This is a genomic window from Ekhidna sp. (assembly GCF_039940915.1).
Classification (GTDB): domain Bacteria; phylum Bacteroidota; class Bacteroidia; order Cytophagales; family Cyclobacteriaceae; genus Ekhidna.
Genome location: NZ_JBDVFO010000002.1, coordinates 2,063,028 through 2,079,986 on the forward strand (window position 1 = coordinate 2,063,028; position 16,959 = coordinate 2,079,986).

Below are 16,959 nucleotides of genomic sequence, written 5' to 3' on the forward strand. Positions count from 1 at the left end.
AAGGTTGTTTTTCTTCAACTGCTTTAAACCCCAAGATGTAAGAATTAGTTTCGCTATTCGTAATTTTCAAGCGCCTGATAAATTACATCATGAATGTGCGTACGTGTATTGAGTTCCATTAGCCTCCTGTTATTGGCATCTGGATAAATGCGATTCGAAAGAAATACATATATCAAATCTTCTTCTGGGTCTGCCCACACCATTGTTCCCGTAAAACCAGTATGGCCATAGCTCCTATCGCTTGCCAAAGAAGAAGCGGAGTCTTTTTTTCCATCTTTCTTATCCCATCCTAACCCGCGCCTATTTTTTTCAAAATAGCGAACATTGAGTTGATCAATGGTTGCGCTGGAAAGGTATTGCCTACCACCGTAATAGCCATCATTCATAAACATATACATCATTTTTGCTAAATCCGTTGCGGTAGAAAACAAGCCGGCATGACCTGCTGCACCTCCAAAAACCAACGCATTTCGATCATGTACTTCTCCCCATACCTGATAGTTTCTATACCTGTTGTCGTATTCTGTGGGGGTAATGTCTTGAGGCGAGATCCCTTTTCGTATCGGATTGAACGTCGTACTTGACAATCCCATTGGTTGATAAAAATTGGTCACCAGAAATTCTTCAAATGGCATCCCTGAAACTTGCTCTACTAATAAGTGCAGAATCATGAATCCCAGATCACTGTACCTATATTCTTGCGGATTTTTAATGAGCTTGGATTTTACAATGAAGCTCTTCAGCGAATCCGCCATGCTTGGGTCTGGTTCTAATCCATAGGTTCGAACATCGTTTTTCTCGTCTTCAGGAGTTTTGTAGTAAAAGGCATCTAATCGATCTCCATCCATCATCATGCTCCAAAACGGAACATAGGAAAGAAGTCCAGCATTGTGCGATAGCAATTGACGGATGGAAACGGATGACTTATTGGATGATTTAAAGGCATCAAGGTGCATACTCAGTGAATCATCCAGACTGATCTTCCCTTGATCGATCAATAATGCAATGGCAGGCAGGGTAGCAATCACTTTCGTGATTGAAGCAATATCATAAACAGTATTTTTTGATACCTCATGCAAACTATCGTAGGTGAAATACCCATATGTTTTTTCAGCTATCAGTGTCCCATTCCTTACCACTGCCAATTGTATTCCAGGTGTAGCAAGTTTCTTAATCGCCTCCGCGGCAAGGGAATCTATCCGGTTTAAATGGTTTGCATTGAAGCCTTCTATATCTGGATCGCTATAACCTAAATAGCTGAAATCTCTTATCGATCGAGCGTATGGATGAGACGCTCTACCTCTCATTTCATGCGAGCCAAACAGCATCTTAGCAATGGAAACATCCATATTGTCTATTGAAATCTCAGGAAGCGATAGGGCTGTCTCTATATCAGTAGATAGTCCGTACTGAATTGCAATATCCCCCGCTTCTAAATCCATCCTATATTCTCGACGATCGACCAAACACCTCACTCCGGGCATGCGATAGTCCAACACGTTGGCATATTGCTTCAGCCTGCTTCTTAGTTCCCGATCTATTCCCAGATAGGTGATTGTTTCATCTCTTAATGGAAGTTGTCTGTATCGATCGATCGCTACTACGCTCAATGAAAAGATGGAATTGGATAAGGAAGATGGAAGGGCATAAACGGGTATGAATTTTTCGTCTTTCGATTTCCTTAGCTGATCATAAAAGGCTGCAATTGCTTCTGATGTCAGCTTGTTGCTCCATCGTTTCAATTTACTAATGTTATGATCTTGCTCTGCAACCCAAATGGTAGGTTGATCCATCGTCTCGCTCTCAAACGCTTTTTTGGAATCAGGGATGGAATGTGAAAGCGATGATTTGCTAACAAAGTAAAAAGGCGAATGCTCATTGGCTTCTTTCAAGACCTCCTTTTCCAGCAATGTAAAACCTGCAGTGTCAGGCAATACCATGTGATTGACACCTTTGGTTCTTCCAAAACTTTCCAAAAACCCAAAGTATTCCAATCTGAGCTTTTTATCTGCTATCGCAGCTATTGTAGTCAGGGATGGGAGACTTATTTCAGTATTTAGAAGCGGGTTAAAACTTTTATCGAGCTGTACAGCGACGTAATAATCTTCGTCAGCCAGAAATTGATCAACATATACCGACCAGTCACTGAAGTAGATGGTAGATTTTTTCTTATGCTTGATTGATTTGTAGAAAGAATTGCCATCAATCCATACGCCCTCATTGATTTCTGCTTCCTTTGCAAAAACCGAAGAGCACACAAAAGCGAGTATAAGGCAGTAAACTCTCATAAGTCAATTCAAATCGAATTCAAGTATTTGATTCATTCTCAATTGAGAGGATTAAATTTGAACAATTTTTCGTTCATGTCGTGTTCAATATTATAACATTCGATCAATAAGTATACCCAATGCGATTTCCTTCACTTTTTCGTCTACCAAAACATCAGCAGTTTGTAATAAAGCCACGGTATTATGATCCTGTGAAGGAGGAAATCAAAGAGCGTACCGAGCGAATGAAAGAGCGAATGGATGGTAAGGGAGGAGAAAGCTCTCAACCAACAAAGATCAATTTTAAGCGGAAAGCTAAGTATGCACCGGCTACATCTATGATTCAGCTCGCGATTGCCTCGCTTCTCGGGCTGATGGTGCTTGGCTGGCTACAGTTTGGGAATGAAGTATTTTATTACATTTTGTGGATCATCGTTCCAGCGTATTTGATCTACAGACTGAAATCTTTTAGGAGACGCAAATGAGTGATGTTATTCACTTACTCCCGGATGGGATTGCCAATCAAATAGCAGCTGGAGAAGTAGTGCAGCGTCCCGCATCTGTTGTAAAGGAGATGTTGGAAAATAGTGTTGACGCTGGCGCCACGTCGATTAAGCTAATCGTAAAAGATGCAGGAAAATCATTGATTCAAGTAGTTGACAATGGATGTGGCATGAGCATCACTGATGCTCGCATGAGTTTTGAACGTCATGCCACATCCAAAATTCGCTCTTCCGAAGATTTATTTAAAATTAGAACGCTCGGGTTTCGTGGAGAAGCTATGGCCTCCATAGCGGCGGTAGCTCAGGTTGAATTGAAAACACGGCATGCTGATGATGAACTTGGTACACAGTTGATCATTGAATCCTCAGAGATTAAAAGCCAAGAACCCATTGCCCAAAACCAAGGGACATCCATCTCTGTCAAGAACCTTTTTTATAATGTACCAGCACGAAGGAATTTTCTGAAATCTAACCCTGTAGAACTGCGGCATATTACGGACGAATTTCAGCGGGTAGCATTGGCCAACCCGAATATTGCTTTCTCTTTGGTCCAGAACGATCTGGAAACTTACAAACTGGATGATGGAAAGTTGAGTAAACGTATCGTTCAGCTTTTCGGTAAAAATTATCAACAACAACTTGTTCCGTGCAGCGAGGAGACTGATTTGGTAAAAATCAGTGGCTACATTGGCAAGCCTGAAAATGCGAAGAAAACTCGCGGTGAGCAGTTCTTTTTTATCAACAATAGGTTTATTAAGAATAGCTATCTCAATCATGCAGTAAATCGGGCATATCAAGGGCTGCTGAAAGAGGATTATTTTCCATTCTATGTGCTCTTCATTGAGATTGATCCCGTCCATGTTGACATCAATGTGCATCCCACTAAGACAGAGGTGAAATTTGATGATGATCGAATGCTCTATGGCGTAATCAACTCAGCAATACGACAAGCATTGGCTTCATTCAATGTGACACCATCATTGGATTTTTCTGCTGACGTAAGTTTTGATCATTTAAACATCCAGCGAGAGAATCCCTCTTTTACCTCGAAAAAAGATCGTGATTATGGTTCGTTCAAATCACTTGAAAGCAATCAAGAACGACTAGACAAACTGAATGAGCTGTATGCTTCTGCGACACAAGAAGAGATTGCTACCATTGAAGAAGCCGAGAAAGAGCGAGTCGTACAGACTACTTTCACCAGCTCCATCAATCAACCTACCGAGGTAGACGAAAAAAAGCCAACTTATCATCTCCACGGACGTTATTTGCTTCGTCAAGTGAAGAGTGGAATGGTGGTATTGGATAAGGTTTCAGCATTGGAACGAATCCTTTTCGAGCAGTATCAAAAGTCGATGCAAGCTGGCGCAGGAGCATCTCAATCGTGTATGTTCCCTCAACAAGTAAACTTAAATCCTTCGGATTTTGCTTTGACCGTTGAGCTAAAGGAGGAAATCAATCTGCTGGGTTTCGAGTTTGAACAAATGGGTGAAAGTATGATTGTGATCCAAGGAATTCCTGCTGAGCTAGCTCCCTGCAACGAAAAGGAGGTGTTTGAAGGTCTAATAGAACAATATAAGTTCAATGCGGAAAAGCTGGACCTTCCAAAAAATGAGAGTTTGGCTCGTGCATTGGCTAAGCGAACGGCAACAAATCGGTGCAACAAGCTGAAGGAAGAAGAAATGGATCATCTGATGGATCGGCTGTTTGCTTGTGAGCAACCAAATTATACACCGGATGGGAATCCAACTTATGTTTTGGTTAGTTTAGAGCAAATAAATGATTGGTTTAAAAAGTAGATTAGCAGCAAGTAAATAAAGGACAAGTGTTTAGAAGACTCACACCAGTAGCAAAAAATATATTGATCATCAACGTAGCAATTATGCTACTATCCTCTTTTCTCAGGCTACCACTTTCTGAATGGTTTGGATTACGTGTGGTCTACTCTTCCGAATTTGCGCCATATCAGTTTCTGACTTACATGTGGCTGCATGGGGGCACCTGGCATTTGATTGGCAATATGATCGCTGTGCTGGTTTTCGCACCTATGCTGGAGATGGTATGGGGTTCGAAGCGGTTCCTTATTTTTTATCTTATTTGTGGAATTGGTGCCGGACTCTTATATGGTACGGCCGATGCTATTGAAAAACTCCCGCTTAAAAATGCTGCGGAAGCTTACCTCGACAATCCTAGCCCTGAGGCATTTGAGCGATTCATTATCGATAACAAATCGTTTATTAATGTAGCGAGAGGTGGAGAATTGCTAGACCTCTATTATGATAATCCAGCTTATGAAGGGGAGACCATTGCAGCTGTGAGAAGTATTTATGAAGGTGTAGTTACCAACGGTAACATGATTGGAGCCTCTGGAGCAGTGTTTGGGATTTTGTTTGCTTTCGCCTTTTTATTTCCAAATACGGAGCTGTTTTTACTCTTTCCGCCGATACCCATTAAGGCCAAATACCTCGTCTTTTTCTATGCGATGTATGAACTTTATTCAGAGTTTAACCGGACGCCAGGAGACAATGTTGCCCACCTCGCACACTTGGGTGGAATGCTGATTGCCTTTATTTTGTTGAAGTTCTGGAAAGACAATACTAAGAGATTTTATTGAGCATGAACGGAGGAATCAAACAAGAATTTGCTAAAGCCTGGAGTAAGCCGAATAATGCAGTTGTCCAGCTCATTTTGATCAATCTGATTGTTTTTATTTCTGCGCGGATTTCCAAAGTATTCTTTGATCTGAGCGGAGCTACGGATACTTTTTTCTGGATTTTCCGGAAGTTGCACTTACCTGCAGAAGTCGGAAGTTTCCTTCTTCAACCCTGGTCGCTCGTCACCTACTTTTTTACGCATTATGATTTCTTTCATATCCTATTCAACATGCTGTTCTTGTTCTGGTTTGGTAGGATCATACAAGAATTTCTTAATAGTAAAAGGGTAATATCATTATATGTACTGGGCGGGTTAGCAGGTGGGCTTTTGTATATGTTCATGTACAATTTCATTCCTTTCTATGCTGATAGGGTCTCTGAGGCCATGATGCTAGGTGCTTCTGCCGGCGTGTTTGCCATCGTGGTTGGAGCTGCGGTATTTATGCCCAATTATACTTTTTTCCTCATGTTCATTGGTCCGGTGAAGATTAAGTATATCGCCATTTTTTATGTCTTTATGTCTTTCATTGGATCCACTGGTGCCAATGCTGGTGGAGAAATTGCGCATCTGGGGGGAGCGTTTATCGGTTGGCTATATATCACACAACTAAACAAAGGAACTGATCTTGGAGGTTGGGTAATTTCATTCATTTCTTTTTTTAAGAGTATGTTCAAACCCCAGCCAAAAATCAAAGTAACACATCGGTCGGGAAACAGAAGACCTACCAAAAAAGAAGCAAAAGCTAAATCTACAGATACGAGCAGCAATACCCCTCAGGCTGAGATTGATGCGATTCTGGATAAAATTTCAGAAAAGGGCTATGAAAGCTTGAGCAAGGATGAAAAGCAAAAGCTCTTCAACGCGAGCAAGAAGTAGCACGGATTTTGCTGCTTCTTTACTTAAAACTTCACCATGACCAAGTATCTGATAATTCTAAGCATTTGTTTGGCTTTTGGCTGCAAAGAAGAAAGCGCACCTCCAACTTCAGCCGAGTTATTGAATCAAATGGAAATTATAAATGACCAAATTGAAGCAATGCTTTCCACATCTTGCTCTGCCTCATCTCAATGTATGGTTAGCGCTTTTGGTGCAAAACCTTGTGGCGGTCCTTGGAAGTACATCATCCATTCTACGAATATGAATTTGCAAAAATTCAGGTCACTACTGGTCCAGTACAACAGCCTGAACGCTCAATACAATGAGGTAGCTGGCATTGGTTCCGATTGTTCAATCGCCAATAAACCCGAAGTAGAATGTGTCTCTGGAAATTGCCAAGAGGTAACTAACTAACGTACCCGCTTGAAATAAAGCATCTCCTGTGGCTTTCCTTTGTTTTTCTCACTGATGGTGTAAAAATCACCCTCATACCAGCATATGGCTTCACCTTGCGGCTCGGGAATGTAGTCCACCATGATGGCGTCCCAGGCTAAAATTCGATCCACTGCCGGCTTGGTAGATGGACCCCAGTAGTAGATGGCTCCATAATGTTTCAGCAGAATTTCACCTTGATCATTCATATCTGCAGCAGTGAAAAGTTTTGCAGGAATGGTTCCTTTGGATTTAATAGCTACTGCCTCCTCATTTGCTATAAATGGAAAGGAGTAAACCATGGCATTGTTCTCTCGCTTGGTTACAAGCACAAATTCCTTTTGCGATTGATCGTAAAGCAAGGCTTCAGCATCCCTTGCTCCTTCCGCGTAAGTAAATGACATTACTTCAATGTTAGTTTTATCTATCGAAATATTTCTCCCTCCGTTGAAACGAGGCTCTGGAATTCGTAAAATCTTGACGTCTTTATGAACTGCCTTGTTGTCTCCAATTTCAGCGACATAGATATAAGAATCACCCTCATGTCTGGCTGTCACGATCTCTTCCCAGTCCCTATTTTTCATTCCTTTCAAGTCTACTTCCATGACAATTTGCGCATTGCCATCGATGAGGTAAAGTATAGGATCAGCACCACTGTCATTGTGTGTCCAGAAATAGCCTGGGTTGGCGTAAGATTCTTCAATGCCAGAGGCTTCAACCAGGCGGTCATCTTCGATGGTAGCCACTACCTGCTGTGAGTAGAAAAATTGTTTGACAAATGCTGTTGAAAAAGCAATTGTTGATAGTAGTACTAGTACCCTAATGTTCATTCCTAAATAGAAATTAAAAGCGGGCAAATTTAATGAAATCAGCGTAATGGAAAGAACTAAAATTGGCATAGGATAAGGTGAAAAAATCAACCGCTGACAAATCACCTGCTGCTATTGAGTTGAGGCAATTGGTTAGCAAATGTCTTCCATTGGATATTCAATGATAATACGCTCAACTGGCGCATTATCATTGATTGCTAATTCACTACCATTGCTTTATGAAAAACATATTATTCATTTTCCTTATCGCATTCTCTTTGAGCTCCGTGGCTCAAAAACAGATTTCATTCCCATCCAAAGACTCGATAAATATTGTAGCAGATCTTTATGCCCCTCATGACAAATCTGCTCCATTCATACTTTTATTTCATCAAGCGGGGTATAGTAGAGGTGAGTATCGTGAAATAGCACCAAAACTCAATGCGATGGGATTCAATTGCCTAGCCGTTGATCTCAGGTCCGGTAATTCCGCCAATGGTGTGGAGAATCTTACCTCAAAAAATGCTAGAAACGCAGGTAAACCAACTAAATATGTAAATACGATTCCGGACATTGAGTCTGCCATTGAATACGTTAAGGATAATAATCTGGCCAACGAGTTTCCGATCATTTGGGGGAGCTCTTATTCGTCATCGCTCGTATTGAAATGCGCAAGCTATTTAGACGTGCGCGGCGTACTTTCTTTTTCACCAGGGGAGTATTTCAGAAATGATGGAAAGGCTGGTGACTTCATTACCAGCAGTGTCGGTGATATAAAGGTCCCGGTTTTTATAACATCCGCGAAGGGAGAGAGAAATAGCTGGTGGAAAATGTATGAGCAGATATTATCTGAAAAAACTTATTTCTTACCTGAATCCAAAGGAAAGCATGGGTCTTCCGCTTTGTGGGAAAAGACTGAAGGCAATGAAGAGTACTGGAAAGCGTTGAACTCTTTTTTGCAGCAGTTTCTATGATGCAAGCTTGTTTTTATTAGCCAACTGACCACAGGCAGCATCAATATCCTTGCCTCTGCTTCGCCTTACGCTGGTATGCACTCCTCCCTCTATCAGGTGATTGGCAAATCGATCTATCGTTTCCGGATCTGCTTTTGTGAAAGATGCTTCTGAGATTGGGTTGTATTCAATGATGTTGATTCTTACTCCTGGCACTTTACGAGCATACTTCAGAAGTTTCTCGGCATCTTCTATGGAATCATTGAAATCATAAAACAAGATATACTCGAAGGTGATTCGATTGCCTGTTTTGTCATAGAAATACCTTAGTGCCTGAAGCAAAGCATCCAATGTATTTGTTTCATTGATCGGCATGATGCTGTCTCGCTTTTTATCGTCTGCTGCATGAAGAGATAAGGCCAGGTTAAACTTCACCTCATCGTCTGCAAGCTTCGTGATCATTTTAGCGATACCCGCCGTGGATACGGTTATCCTTTTAGGTGATATGTTAAGACCTTGCTCAGAAGTAATCATATCAATCCCGTCCATCATTCCCTTGTAGTTAAGTAAAGGCTCACCCATGCCCATAAATACAATATTGGATAGGGGTTTTTGATAATGTTCTGCAGCTTGGTCACGGATGGCCACCACCTGATCATAGATTTCCGCTGCATCAAGGTTTCTCTCTCGCTTCATATATCCTGTCGCACAAAATTTGCAGCTTAGTGAACATCCCACTTGCGAGGAAACACATGCCGTCATTCGATCATCTGCCGGAATTAATACTCCCTCGATCACATGCTTATCATATAAGCGAAAAGCAGACTTTATGGTACCGTCATTGGACAGTTGAGAGTTATCAATGGATATATGATTGATGGTAAACTCATTTTTGAGTTTATCTCTGAGGGACTTAGAAAGATTAGACATCTCGTCAAACGTTTTGGCGGACTTAACCCACAACCATTCCCAAACCTGTTTGGCACGAAATTTCTTTTCGCCGTTTGCTTCAAACCAGGTCATCAATCCCTCCAGTGTTTCCTTACGAATGTCCTTCATCATGCAAAGGTAGGAAGTAATTCCTCTTATTAGAATTATCTAATGCCTGGCCAAGCTCTTCCTTTAGTTCTCGTCCAGCGTGAAAAAAAATGTCGTTCCTTCTCCTAATGTAGACTCCAACCAAATTTCACCACCATGCAATTCTACGACCCTGCGCGCTATGGATAGCCCCAGACCCATTCCTTCATACTCATCTTTGGGGTGTAGCTGCCTGAACAACTGAAAAGCGCGAGGGATATCTTTTTCGCAAATGCCTATACCATTGTCTTTGATGGCAAACCTCCACCTATCATCTAATTTTTCGGAAGAAATATAAATTTCAGGAATAGTTTTTGGACGTTTATACTTAATGGAATTGCCAATTAAATTTTGAAATACACGCTTAAGTTCGTTCTCGTTAGCACTTAAAATGGGCAATAGTCCCACTTCAATTTTTACTCCTGAGTCTTTCACAGATCCATTCATGGATTGAATGACTTCCTCAACAAGATCATTCACATCCACTGTATCTCGCTTAATTTCTATCCCGACGCTTAAGTATTCTGAAAGGGCCGAAACCAATTCAGACATTCGGTGGGCCGCTTTTTTGGTAAACTGAATCAGATTTTGACCGTCCTCGTCCAACAGATGCTTGTAGTCTGATTCTAAGACTAAAGAACATCCGAGTACCGTATTGATGGGTTCTCGAAGATCGTGAGTTGTAGCATAGTTAAATTGTACGAGCTGATTATTTCTTGTCACGAGTACCTTCATCTGCTCTTCTCGTTCTTCACTAGATTTTTTGAGTAGCTGACAGGTTTTGACTCCCATGGATACTACAATAAACACAAAAATTGCACCCATCAATAGTATTGCACCTGTCAGCAATGATAAATATTCACCTTGATTGTAAATGATTAAAAAGGCTACGCCACAGTATCCCAATTCAAAAAGCGATATAAGAACCACAAGCTTGCTCCACTCTTTGCGAAAAAGTTCGTGCTGTACAATCCGAAATACATCACGCGTCTTCATGATTGCAAGAAAAAGAATAGCAGAACCGAGGAGTAAAAATGTTATGATTAGATCGTACATATGCGCTAGCATTTGAGTAATTCACAAAGTAGAGCGATATGAAGAATCCTATTGCTATCAAACGGTATACTATAGGTAGACAAACAAACTATGATGCCCTCCTTCGAGCAATTAGTGATTCAATAAAAACTAGTCAAGGTCGTCAAGGTTAGCTATTTTCGTTGGGTGACCGTAATTGATAAACTGAACAGTGCTATCGGTAAAGCTATTTCCTGGCTTACCCTCCTTTTGGTATTGGTAATTGTCATTGATGTAATACTCAGGTATTCATTGAGCATTACCTCGGCAGCCTCATTCGAATTGGAGTGGCACCTGTTTGCAGCTATTTTTTTATTGGGAGCGGCCTATACTTTGAAGGAAGACAAACATGTGCGCGTTGATGTTTTTTACGACCGATTTTCAAACAAAAACAAGGCTTGGGTAAATCTCATCGGAGGCTTAGCATTGCTGCTTCCTTTTTGCGCCATTGCATTTTGGGAGTCGCTTTCTTTTGTAGAAAGCTCCTACAAGTTATCGGAAACAAGCCCACAACCTGGAGGACTGCCAGCGAGGTGGCTCATAAAATCAACCATCCCCCTTGGATTCCTACTGTTGGGACTTCAAGGTATTTCTTCAATCACCAAATCCATAATTATCATATCTCATGGAAGAAAAGCGTAAGAAAGATATTGCGAGTCCAGAAAAAACCCCACAATGGTTAAAAACCATCCAACTTAATAGTTGGGAGGCTGAATTGCTCATATCTGCATTGGTGCTTTACGCCTTGTTCCAAGTCCCGGATCAACTAGATAATATCGCCCTTCAGAACTTCAGCCGGGGAAGTAATCTGCATGGATTGTTTCGCATCATCGAAAGAGCTGTTCAGTTACTCAGCTTCGGATACATTCTCCATATATTGGTAAGGGGCATATGGGTTGCTTCCGTTGGATTAAGCTATGTTTTTCCCCAAGGAGTAGATGAAAAGGCACTTAAATTCAAAGGCAATTTCAAGAAAGAGCTAACAAAATCAGGCTCGCTGGTAAAAATGGTACTGAGACTTGAGGAGCTATCCTCAATTATTTATGGTATTTCTTTCATTTTTTTCGGAACGCTGGTCGGTTTTGGTTCACTCTTATTCTCATTCATATTCTTTATTGAGCTAATAGGTCCAATACTCAACTCGAATCCCTTCATGGCTCCTGTTATTGGCATGCTCATCCTTTTCTATGCTTTACTCTGCTTAATCGTCTTCATTGATTTTCTGACAAATGGTTTTTTTCGAAGAAAAAACTGGTCCGCCGATTGGTTTTATTACGTGGCGCTTTTCTTCCGGGTAGTGACTCTCTCATTCTTATACAGAAGATCTCTGCTTGTATTGATATCCAATACCAAGGGATGGAAATCATACTTGATCCCTTTCATTGTACTTGGGATATCAGGGGGATTTGTCTATCTGAGGTCCACTCTCAGAGACAATAGCACAGCGAATTATTATATCGGAGCAGCATACGGCGACTACAATGCAGCAAATTATGAAAACACAAGAAGCAAGGATCATCAGTTAATTACCACAATTCAATCGGACATTGTCAGTCAAAACACACTCAAGGTTTTTTTGAAAGACTTGAGAGTATTCGGAAGTGCTTATGCGTTTGAAGGAAAACTCCAAAAAACAAAATGGGATCAATTAACATCTGATTCCTCTTCACTCTTCTTTAATGAGAAGTTAAGTGTCAAAATCGATGACGTAGAAATAGAAGGTTTAAAGTGGTTTAAGTCACAGCATTCTTCCAATTACGAATTTGGATTTACAACTTTCATTGACATCAACACATTTGAGGCTGGTCCCCATTTTTTGAAAATAGGAATGGATACAACTGGTATGAAGAATGCATCAAAAAAATTGGTAGAGGAAGAAAAATATTCTTTGCAAACCATTAGCAACATATACTTTGTTTACGATAAGCCGTGATTGAATACCTACCTCTGATATTGTTTGGGGCGATTTTCATCCTCATATTATTTGGCTATCCAGTCGCCTTCACGTTGGGTGGTCTCTCTGTGATCGTAGGACTCCTTGTTTTCGATGCTGACTTCTTTTACCTGCTTTCTTTGCGCATATATGGCACCATGCAAAACTTTGTATTGCTGGCTGTCCCACTCTTCATATTCATGGGCATCATGCTGGAAAAATCCGGCATTGCTGAACGACTGCTCCATACAATGAGCATGCTTTTTGGCAATATCCGTGGTGGACTCGCAATTGCGGTTGTGGTAGTAGGTGCAATGCTTGCCGCCTCTACAGGAATAGTAGGAGCTACCGTGGTGACCATGGGGCTAATCAGCTTACCAACGATGCTGAAAAATGGTTATGGTCCTAGATTAAGTACTGGCGTAATTGCCTCGTCTGGAACACTTGGTCAAATTATTCCTCCATCTGTGGTTTTGGTCTTACTCGGGAGCGTACTCAATGTATCGGTAGGTGATTTGTTTTTGGCTGCTGTTGTCCCTGGCGTAAGTCTTGTGCTCATATATCTGCTTTACATCATCATATATGGCCAAATCTACCCGAGTCGGGTTCCGAAGGTATCTGAGGAGCAGCTAAAAGATTTTAGAAGCAAGGGTTTTTCAATGGAAGTTGTCAAATCATTTCTTTTTCCATTCATCCTGATATTGATCGTTTTGGGTTCAATTTTCGCTGGTGTAGCCTCCCCAACTGAAGCTGCAGGAGTCGGGGCATTTGGAGCCATGATTCTGGCAATCGGAAGTAAAAAATTCAACCTATCCATTTTAAAAGAAGTGATGAAGGAAACCACGATGCTTACCTCCATGGTATTCATGATCTTAGTAGGAGCTACAGCATTTTCATTGGTATTTCGAGGGTTGGAAGGTGACAAATTTCTCCTCAGCCTCATTCAGGATGCAAATCTGGATGCTACCGCTTTTTTGATCGTGGTAATGATCATTGTATTCATTTCTGGTTTCTTCATCGATTTTATTGAGATTGTCTTCATCATCGTGCCGGTAGTCGCTCCTATTTTCGTTTCGTTGGGAGTCGATCTTATTTGGATTGGCATTCTATTGGCAGTCAACCTACAGACTTCTTTTCTTACGCCACCTTTCGGGTTTGCCTTATTCTACCTGAAGGGTGTTGCCCCTCCGGAGGTAAAGACTCGGCATATCTATCAGGGCATCGTTCCTTTTGTCATTATTCAATTGCTGTTTCTCATTTTACTGATTTTGTTTCCTGAGATGATTAAATTGGTTGGATGAGAATTGTTTTCACCGTCATTTTTCTTCTCGCTACTCATTTATCTGTAAATGCTCAACTGCCAGACAGTGTCCAGGGCGCAGAACTTTACGAGCAAGGGATGCAAATTTATCAATCAGGAAATTATGCGGATGCCATTCCTGTTTTCACTGAATCACTAAAAAAATTTACTCTAGAAAGTCCCAAAGCATACTCTCAAACATTGGTGAGAATTGGGATCGTTTATTCTTTCATTCCCAATTTTGATAGTGCCTTGTTCTATTTTAGAAAAGCGGAGCCTATTGCAAGGCAAGTAGCAGAAGAGGATCAGGACTATTTTGTAATCATCAATCAGCAAATGCAATTGGCATTTACCCTTTATCAACTTCGAAAGTTTGAGGAAGCCCTGCCCATTTTTAACGAAACCGAGAGACTCATTTTAAAAGACTCAACTAATTATTATCTCCTTGCATACATCAATGGTTCAAAAGGAAGAATGTGTGTGAAAGCTGGAGATTTTGATAAGGGAGAGGTATATCTAAACAAAGCTTTGGAGTATGCCCGATTGTCTAAAAGAACAGGTGCAATTGCACAAGCTCTGAATGTATATTCATCATATCATTTAGAAAACGGCAGCTTGAATAAGGCCAAAGAATTGAACGAAGAAATCATCCGGATAGAAGGGGAAGAAAATGGTTATGACAATTTAAGTATGGCCATCATATATGGGCTACAAGGCAGAATTGAAATGGAATTTCAAGAATATGAAAGAGCGCTGAATTGGATGAATCGAGCCTTGAAAATTCATGAACTCAGTCCCAATAAGAGCATTGAAAAGTATGGCTATAATTTATATAACCTTGGCTTAGCACAAAGTAATATGGGTGATTATGAACATGCTATCAGCAGTTTAGATGAGGCCTTGAAAAAGTACAAACAAGTGAAAGTTGAGCCAGTTTTCACCGTTCCCATTGTTGCTGAAAAAGCAAAGGCTCTTACGCTACTAGGAAAGCTGGATGAAGCACAAAAACTTTTCGAAGAAATTAATCCCCTGATAGCCTCAGCGGAGCTAACCGTCCTTATTCGAACCAATGCACTACTTGCAAAGGCCATTTTTCTACGCAAATCAAATCAAATCGATGAGGCAAGAAACACTTACCTGGAAGTCATTGACATTTTAAGCAAGGACTTTTCGAATAAAAATTCTCCATTAGCAAACACATATTACGACTTCAGTATTTTAGAAAGCGAGCAAGGAAACCTTGAACAATCACTTTTCTACATTGAAGAAGCTATCAGCAACAATAAAACCATGGGTGTAGGGCCTGAATCAAGTAGAATAATATCTGGTAACAACCATGTAAGTTATTTGATGCAAAAAGTTGACATTTTGGAAAAAAAGCACAACGGTGATCCGTTCACGGGTTTAACAAATGCTTTCGGCATAGTCGAAGAAGCGATATCATTCGTTCAGGATTACAGGAAGAGATCTGTTGGTTCAAATTTCAGTGCAGATGCAATCGAAAAAGTACGTAAAAGAGCATTGAATATCGGTTTTCAGCTATTTGAGTATTCAAATGATGCAAAAATTTACAACAAAATGTTCCAATTTTCTGAGCTATCAAAATCTCAGCAGTTATCAGAATGGCTTGCCATTGCCTCGGAAACCGGAGTTTTTAATATTTCAAAAGAAAAAATTGTCTCTCAGAAAAAACTAGCTTCAGAAATGAAGCTTTATCAAAGTTTTCTTCAGGCCGAAAACTCAACTGCAGAACCAAATGATGGTAAGATTCAGCGATATTCAGATAGTTTAACATCGATATCAGAAAGATACTTCCAACACATATCTCACCTGAAAAGTGAAAGTCCTTCTTTTTTCAAAACACTCTACGAAACCATTATGCCATCTGTCGAAGATGTTGCCAAAATCCTTGAAGTTGATGAGCAGTTGGTTTCTTTCAATATCACAGATGAGTTCGTGTATGTGTTTGTGATTGGAAGGGACAATCAGGTCTTCAAATTGGATGTTAAGGCGGATGAGGTCAATCAATTGGTCACATCATTTCGATCTGCAATCATAGATGTGAATAATGATGGGTTTGAAGAAGTCAGCAAAGAATTATATCAAAGAATAATCTTACCTATCATTCCACATCTCATAGCTGAAAATATCAACGTCATCAATGACGGAGCCCTCAGCTATTTGCCTTTTGAGCTTCTCATATCAGATAATACAAAAAATGAATCTGCATATCTCTGCGAGAATTATAACATAAGATACAGCTATTCTGCAGGGGTCCTTTCAAACAAAAAAGGAGATCGGAAAAATAATATTTCATCAATGCTTGCTTTTGCTCCTCAGTTCAAGGCACTACCATCGGCGCAGGTAGACGTTATCAGAAATGAGCTCTCAGCATTGCCAGGATCATTTGAAGAAGTAAAGACAGTCTCTGCGTTTTTAAATGGAGAAGCCCTACTCGGAAAATCCGCAACTGAAACTACCTTCAAAGAAAAAGCTGATGATTATAATTTCATCCATCTAGCAACTCATGCTATTGTCAATGAGGTTCATCCTGAAAGGTCTAAACTTGTCTTTGATATTCAGTCAGACACATTAAATGACGGATATCTTCACGCTTATGAGATTTACAACCTGGATCTGAATGCCCAATTAGTGACCCTCAGTGCTTGCAATACGGGCTTTGGCAAAATCAAAAAAGGAGAAGGAGTCATGTCACTTTCGCGAGCATTTGCCTACGCTGGTGTGCCTGCTGCTGTGATGAGTCTTTGGCCAGCATCGGACAAGTCCACGCCAGAATTGATGAAATATTTTTATCAAAACCTGAAAGATGGCCAGACCAAAGATGTGGCTTTGAACAACGCACGCAAGCAATATTTGGCAACAGCTACAGGTAAAGCAAGGCACCCATTTTATTGGGGTGGGTTTGTATTGATCGGGGATAATAGTGCAATTGAAGACGATAAAAACCTACTTGTTTATCTCATCCCATCAATGCTTGTGATTGTTATGATACTTACTGTATACCGTAGAAAGAAGAATAGACATAGAGCAACTAACGATACTATTTGACAGTCTTTTAC

14 protein-coding genes are annotated in these 16,959 nt (G+C 40.6%); 10 read left to right on the top strand and 4 right to left on the bottom strand.

Annotation, left to right across the window (positions count from 1 at the left end; genetic code table 11):
- Positions 1–53: 53 nt before the first annotated feature.
- A complete protein-coding gene (locus ABJF57_RS14285) occupies positions 54–2,288 on the bottom strand; it encodes a serine hydrolase domain-containing protein (RefSeq protein ID WP_462230234.1) in 2,235 nt (744 codons plus the stop codon).
- 119 nt (positions 2,289–2,407) lie between these two features.
- Between ABJF57_RS14285 and ABJF57_RS14290 the strand changes: the two genes are divergently transcribed.
- From ABJF57_RS14290 to ABJF57_RS14310, 5 genes are read left to right on the top strand one after another with little or no spacing between them, the layout of a single operon-like run.
- The gene (locus ABJF57_RS14290; protein ID WP_462230236.1) at positions 2,408–2,752 is read left to right on the top strand and encodes a hypothetical protein; all 345 of its coding nucleotides are present in this window, start codon (positions 2,408–2,410) and stop codon (positions 2,750–2,752) included.
- On the top strand, positions 2,749–4,569 hold the full coding sequence (gene mutL / locus ABJF57_RS14295; protein ID WP_462230238.1) for a DNA mismatch repair endonuclease MutL: 1,821 nt from the start codon (positions 2,749–2,751) through the stop codon (positions 4,567–4,569). Before ABJF57_RS14290 ends, mutL begins: the two co-directional genes overlap by 4 nt.
- A 26-nt stretch (positions 4,570–4,595) precedes the next feature.
- On the top strand, positions 4,596–5,384 hold the full coding sequence (locus ABJF57_RS14300) for a rhomboid family intramembrane serine protease (RefSeq protein ID WP_462230240.1): 789 nt from the start codon (positions 4,596–4,598) through the stop codon (positions 5,382–5,384).
- Positions 5,385–5,386: 2 nt separating this feature from the next.
- Positions 5,387–6,301 carry a rhomboid family intramembrane serine protease gene (locus tag ABJF57_RS14305; protein ID WP_462230242.1) on the top strand — a complete coding sequence of 305 codons (915 nt, stop codon included), beginning with the start codon at positions 5,387–5,389 and terminating at the stop codon, positions 6,299–6,301.
- 36 nt (positions 6,302–6,337) lie between these two features.
- Entirely contained in the window at positions 6,338–6,715 is a 378-nt protein-coding gene (locus ABJF57_RS14310) for a hypothetical protein (protein ID WP_462230244.1), read from the top strand.
- Here ABJF57_RS14310 and ABJF57_RS14315 read toward each other — a convergent pair.
- Positions 6,712–7,563, bottom strand: coding sequence for a hypothetical protein (locus ABJF57_RS14315; RefSeq protein ID WP_462230246.1), 852 nt, complete (start codon positions 7,561–7,563; stop codon positions 6,712–6,714). The two genes, ABJF57_RS14310 and ABJF57_RS14315, sit on opposite strands and share 4 nt — an antisense overlap.
- Before the next feature lie 218 nt (positions 7,564–7,781).
- Here ABJF57_RS14315 and ABJF57_RS14320 point away from each other — a divergent pair, with 218 nt between their 5' ends.
- Positions 7,782–8,516 carry an alpha/beta hydrolase gene (locus tag ABJF57_RS14320; RefSeq protein ID WP_462230248.1) on the top strand — a complete coding sequence of 245 codons (735 nt, stop codon included), beginning with the start codon at positions 7,782–7,784 and terminating at the stop codon, positions 8,514–8,516.
- Here ABJF57_RS14320 and rlmN read toward each other — a convergent pair.
- Both rlmN and ABJF57_RS14330 read right to left on the bottom strand, forming a co-directional pair.
- Positions 8,511–9,557 (bottom strand): dual-specificity RNA methyltransferase RlmN, encoded by a 1,047-nt coding sequence (rlmN, locus tag ABJF57_RS14325; protein ID WP_462230250.1) that lies wholly within the window; start codon positions 9,555–9,557, stop codon positions 8,511–8,513. The two genes, ABJF57_RS14320 and rlmN, sit on opposite strands and share 6 nt — an antisense overlap.
- A gap of 60 nt (positions 9,558–9,617) precedes the next feature.
- Complete coding sequence (locus tag ABJF57_RS14330) at positions 9,618–10,628, bottom strand: sensor histidine kinase (RefSeq protein WP_462230252.1); 1,011 nt, start codon at positions 10,626–10,628, stop codon at positions 9,618–9,620.
- Between the two features lie 165 nt (positions 10,629–10,793).
- Here ABJF57_RS14330 and ABJF57_RS14335 point away from each other — a divergent pair, with 165 nt between their 5' ends.
- Genes ABJF57_RS14335 through ABJF57_RS14350 form a run of 4 tightly spaced genes read left to right on the top strand, consistent with a single transcriptional unit; the run spans position 10,794 to position 16,948 of the window.
- Entirely contained in the window at positions 10,794–11,288 is a 495-nt protein-coding gene (locus ABJF57_RS14335; protein WP_462230254.1) for a TRAP transporter small permease subunit, read from the top strand.
- Positions 11,272–12,579 carry a hypothetical protein gene (locus ABJF57_RS14340; protein WP_462230256.1) on the top strand — a complete coding sequence of 436 codons (1,308 nt, stop codon included), beginning with the start codon at positions 11,272–11,274 and terminating at the stop codon, positions 12,577–12,579. The genes ABJF57_RS14335 and ABJF57_RS14340 overlap by 17 nt, the downstream gene beginning before the upstream one ends.
- Positions 12,576–13,880, top strand: a complete 1,305-nt coding sequence (locus ABJF57_RS14345; protein ID WP_462230258.1) for a TRAP transporter large permease — start codon at positions 12,576–12,578, stop codon at positions 13,878–13,880. Before ABJF57_RS14340 ends, ABJF57_RS14345 begins: the two co-directional genes overlap by 4 nt.
- Positions 13,877–16,948 carry a CHAT domain-containing protein gene (locus ABJF57_RS14350; protein WP_462230260.1) on the top strand — a complete coding sequence of 1,024 codons (3,072 nt, stop codon included), beginning with the start codon at positions 13,877–13,879 and terminating at the stop codon, positions 16,946–16,948. Before ABJF57_RS14345 ends, ABJF57_RS14350 begins: the two co-directional genes overlap by 4 nt.
- The last annotated feature ends 11 nt before the right edge of the window (positions 16,949–16,959 follow it).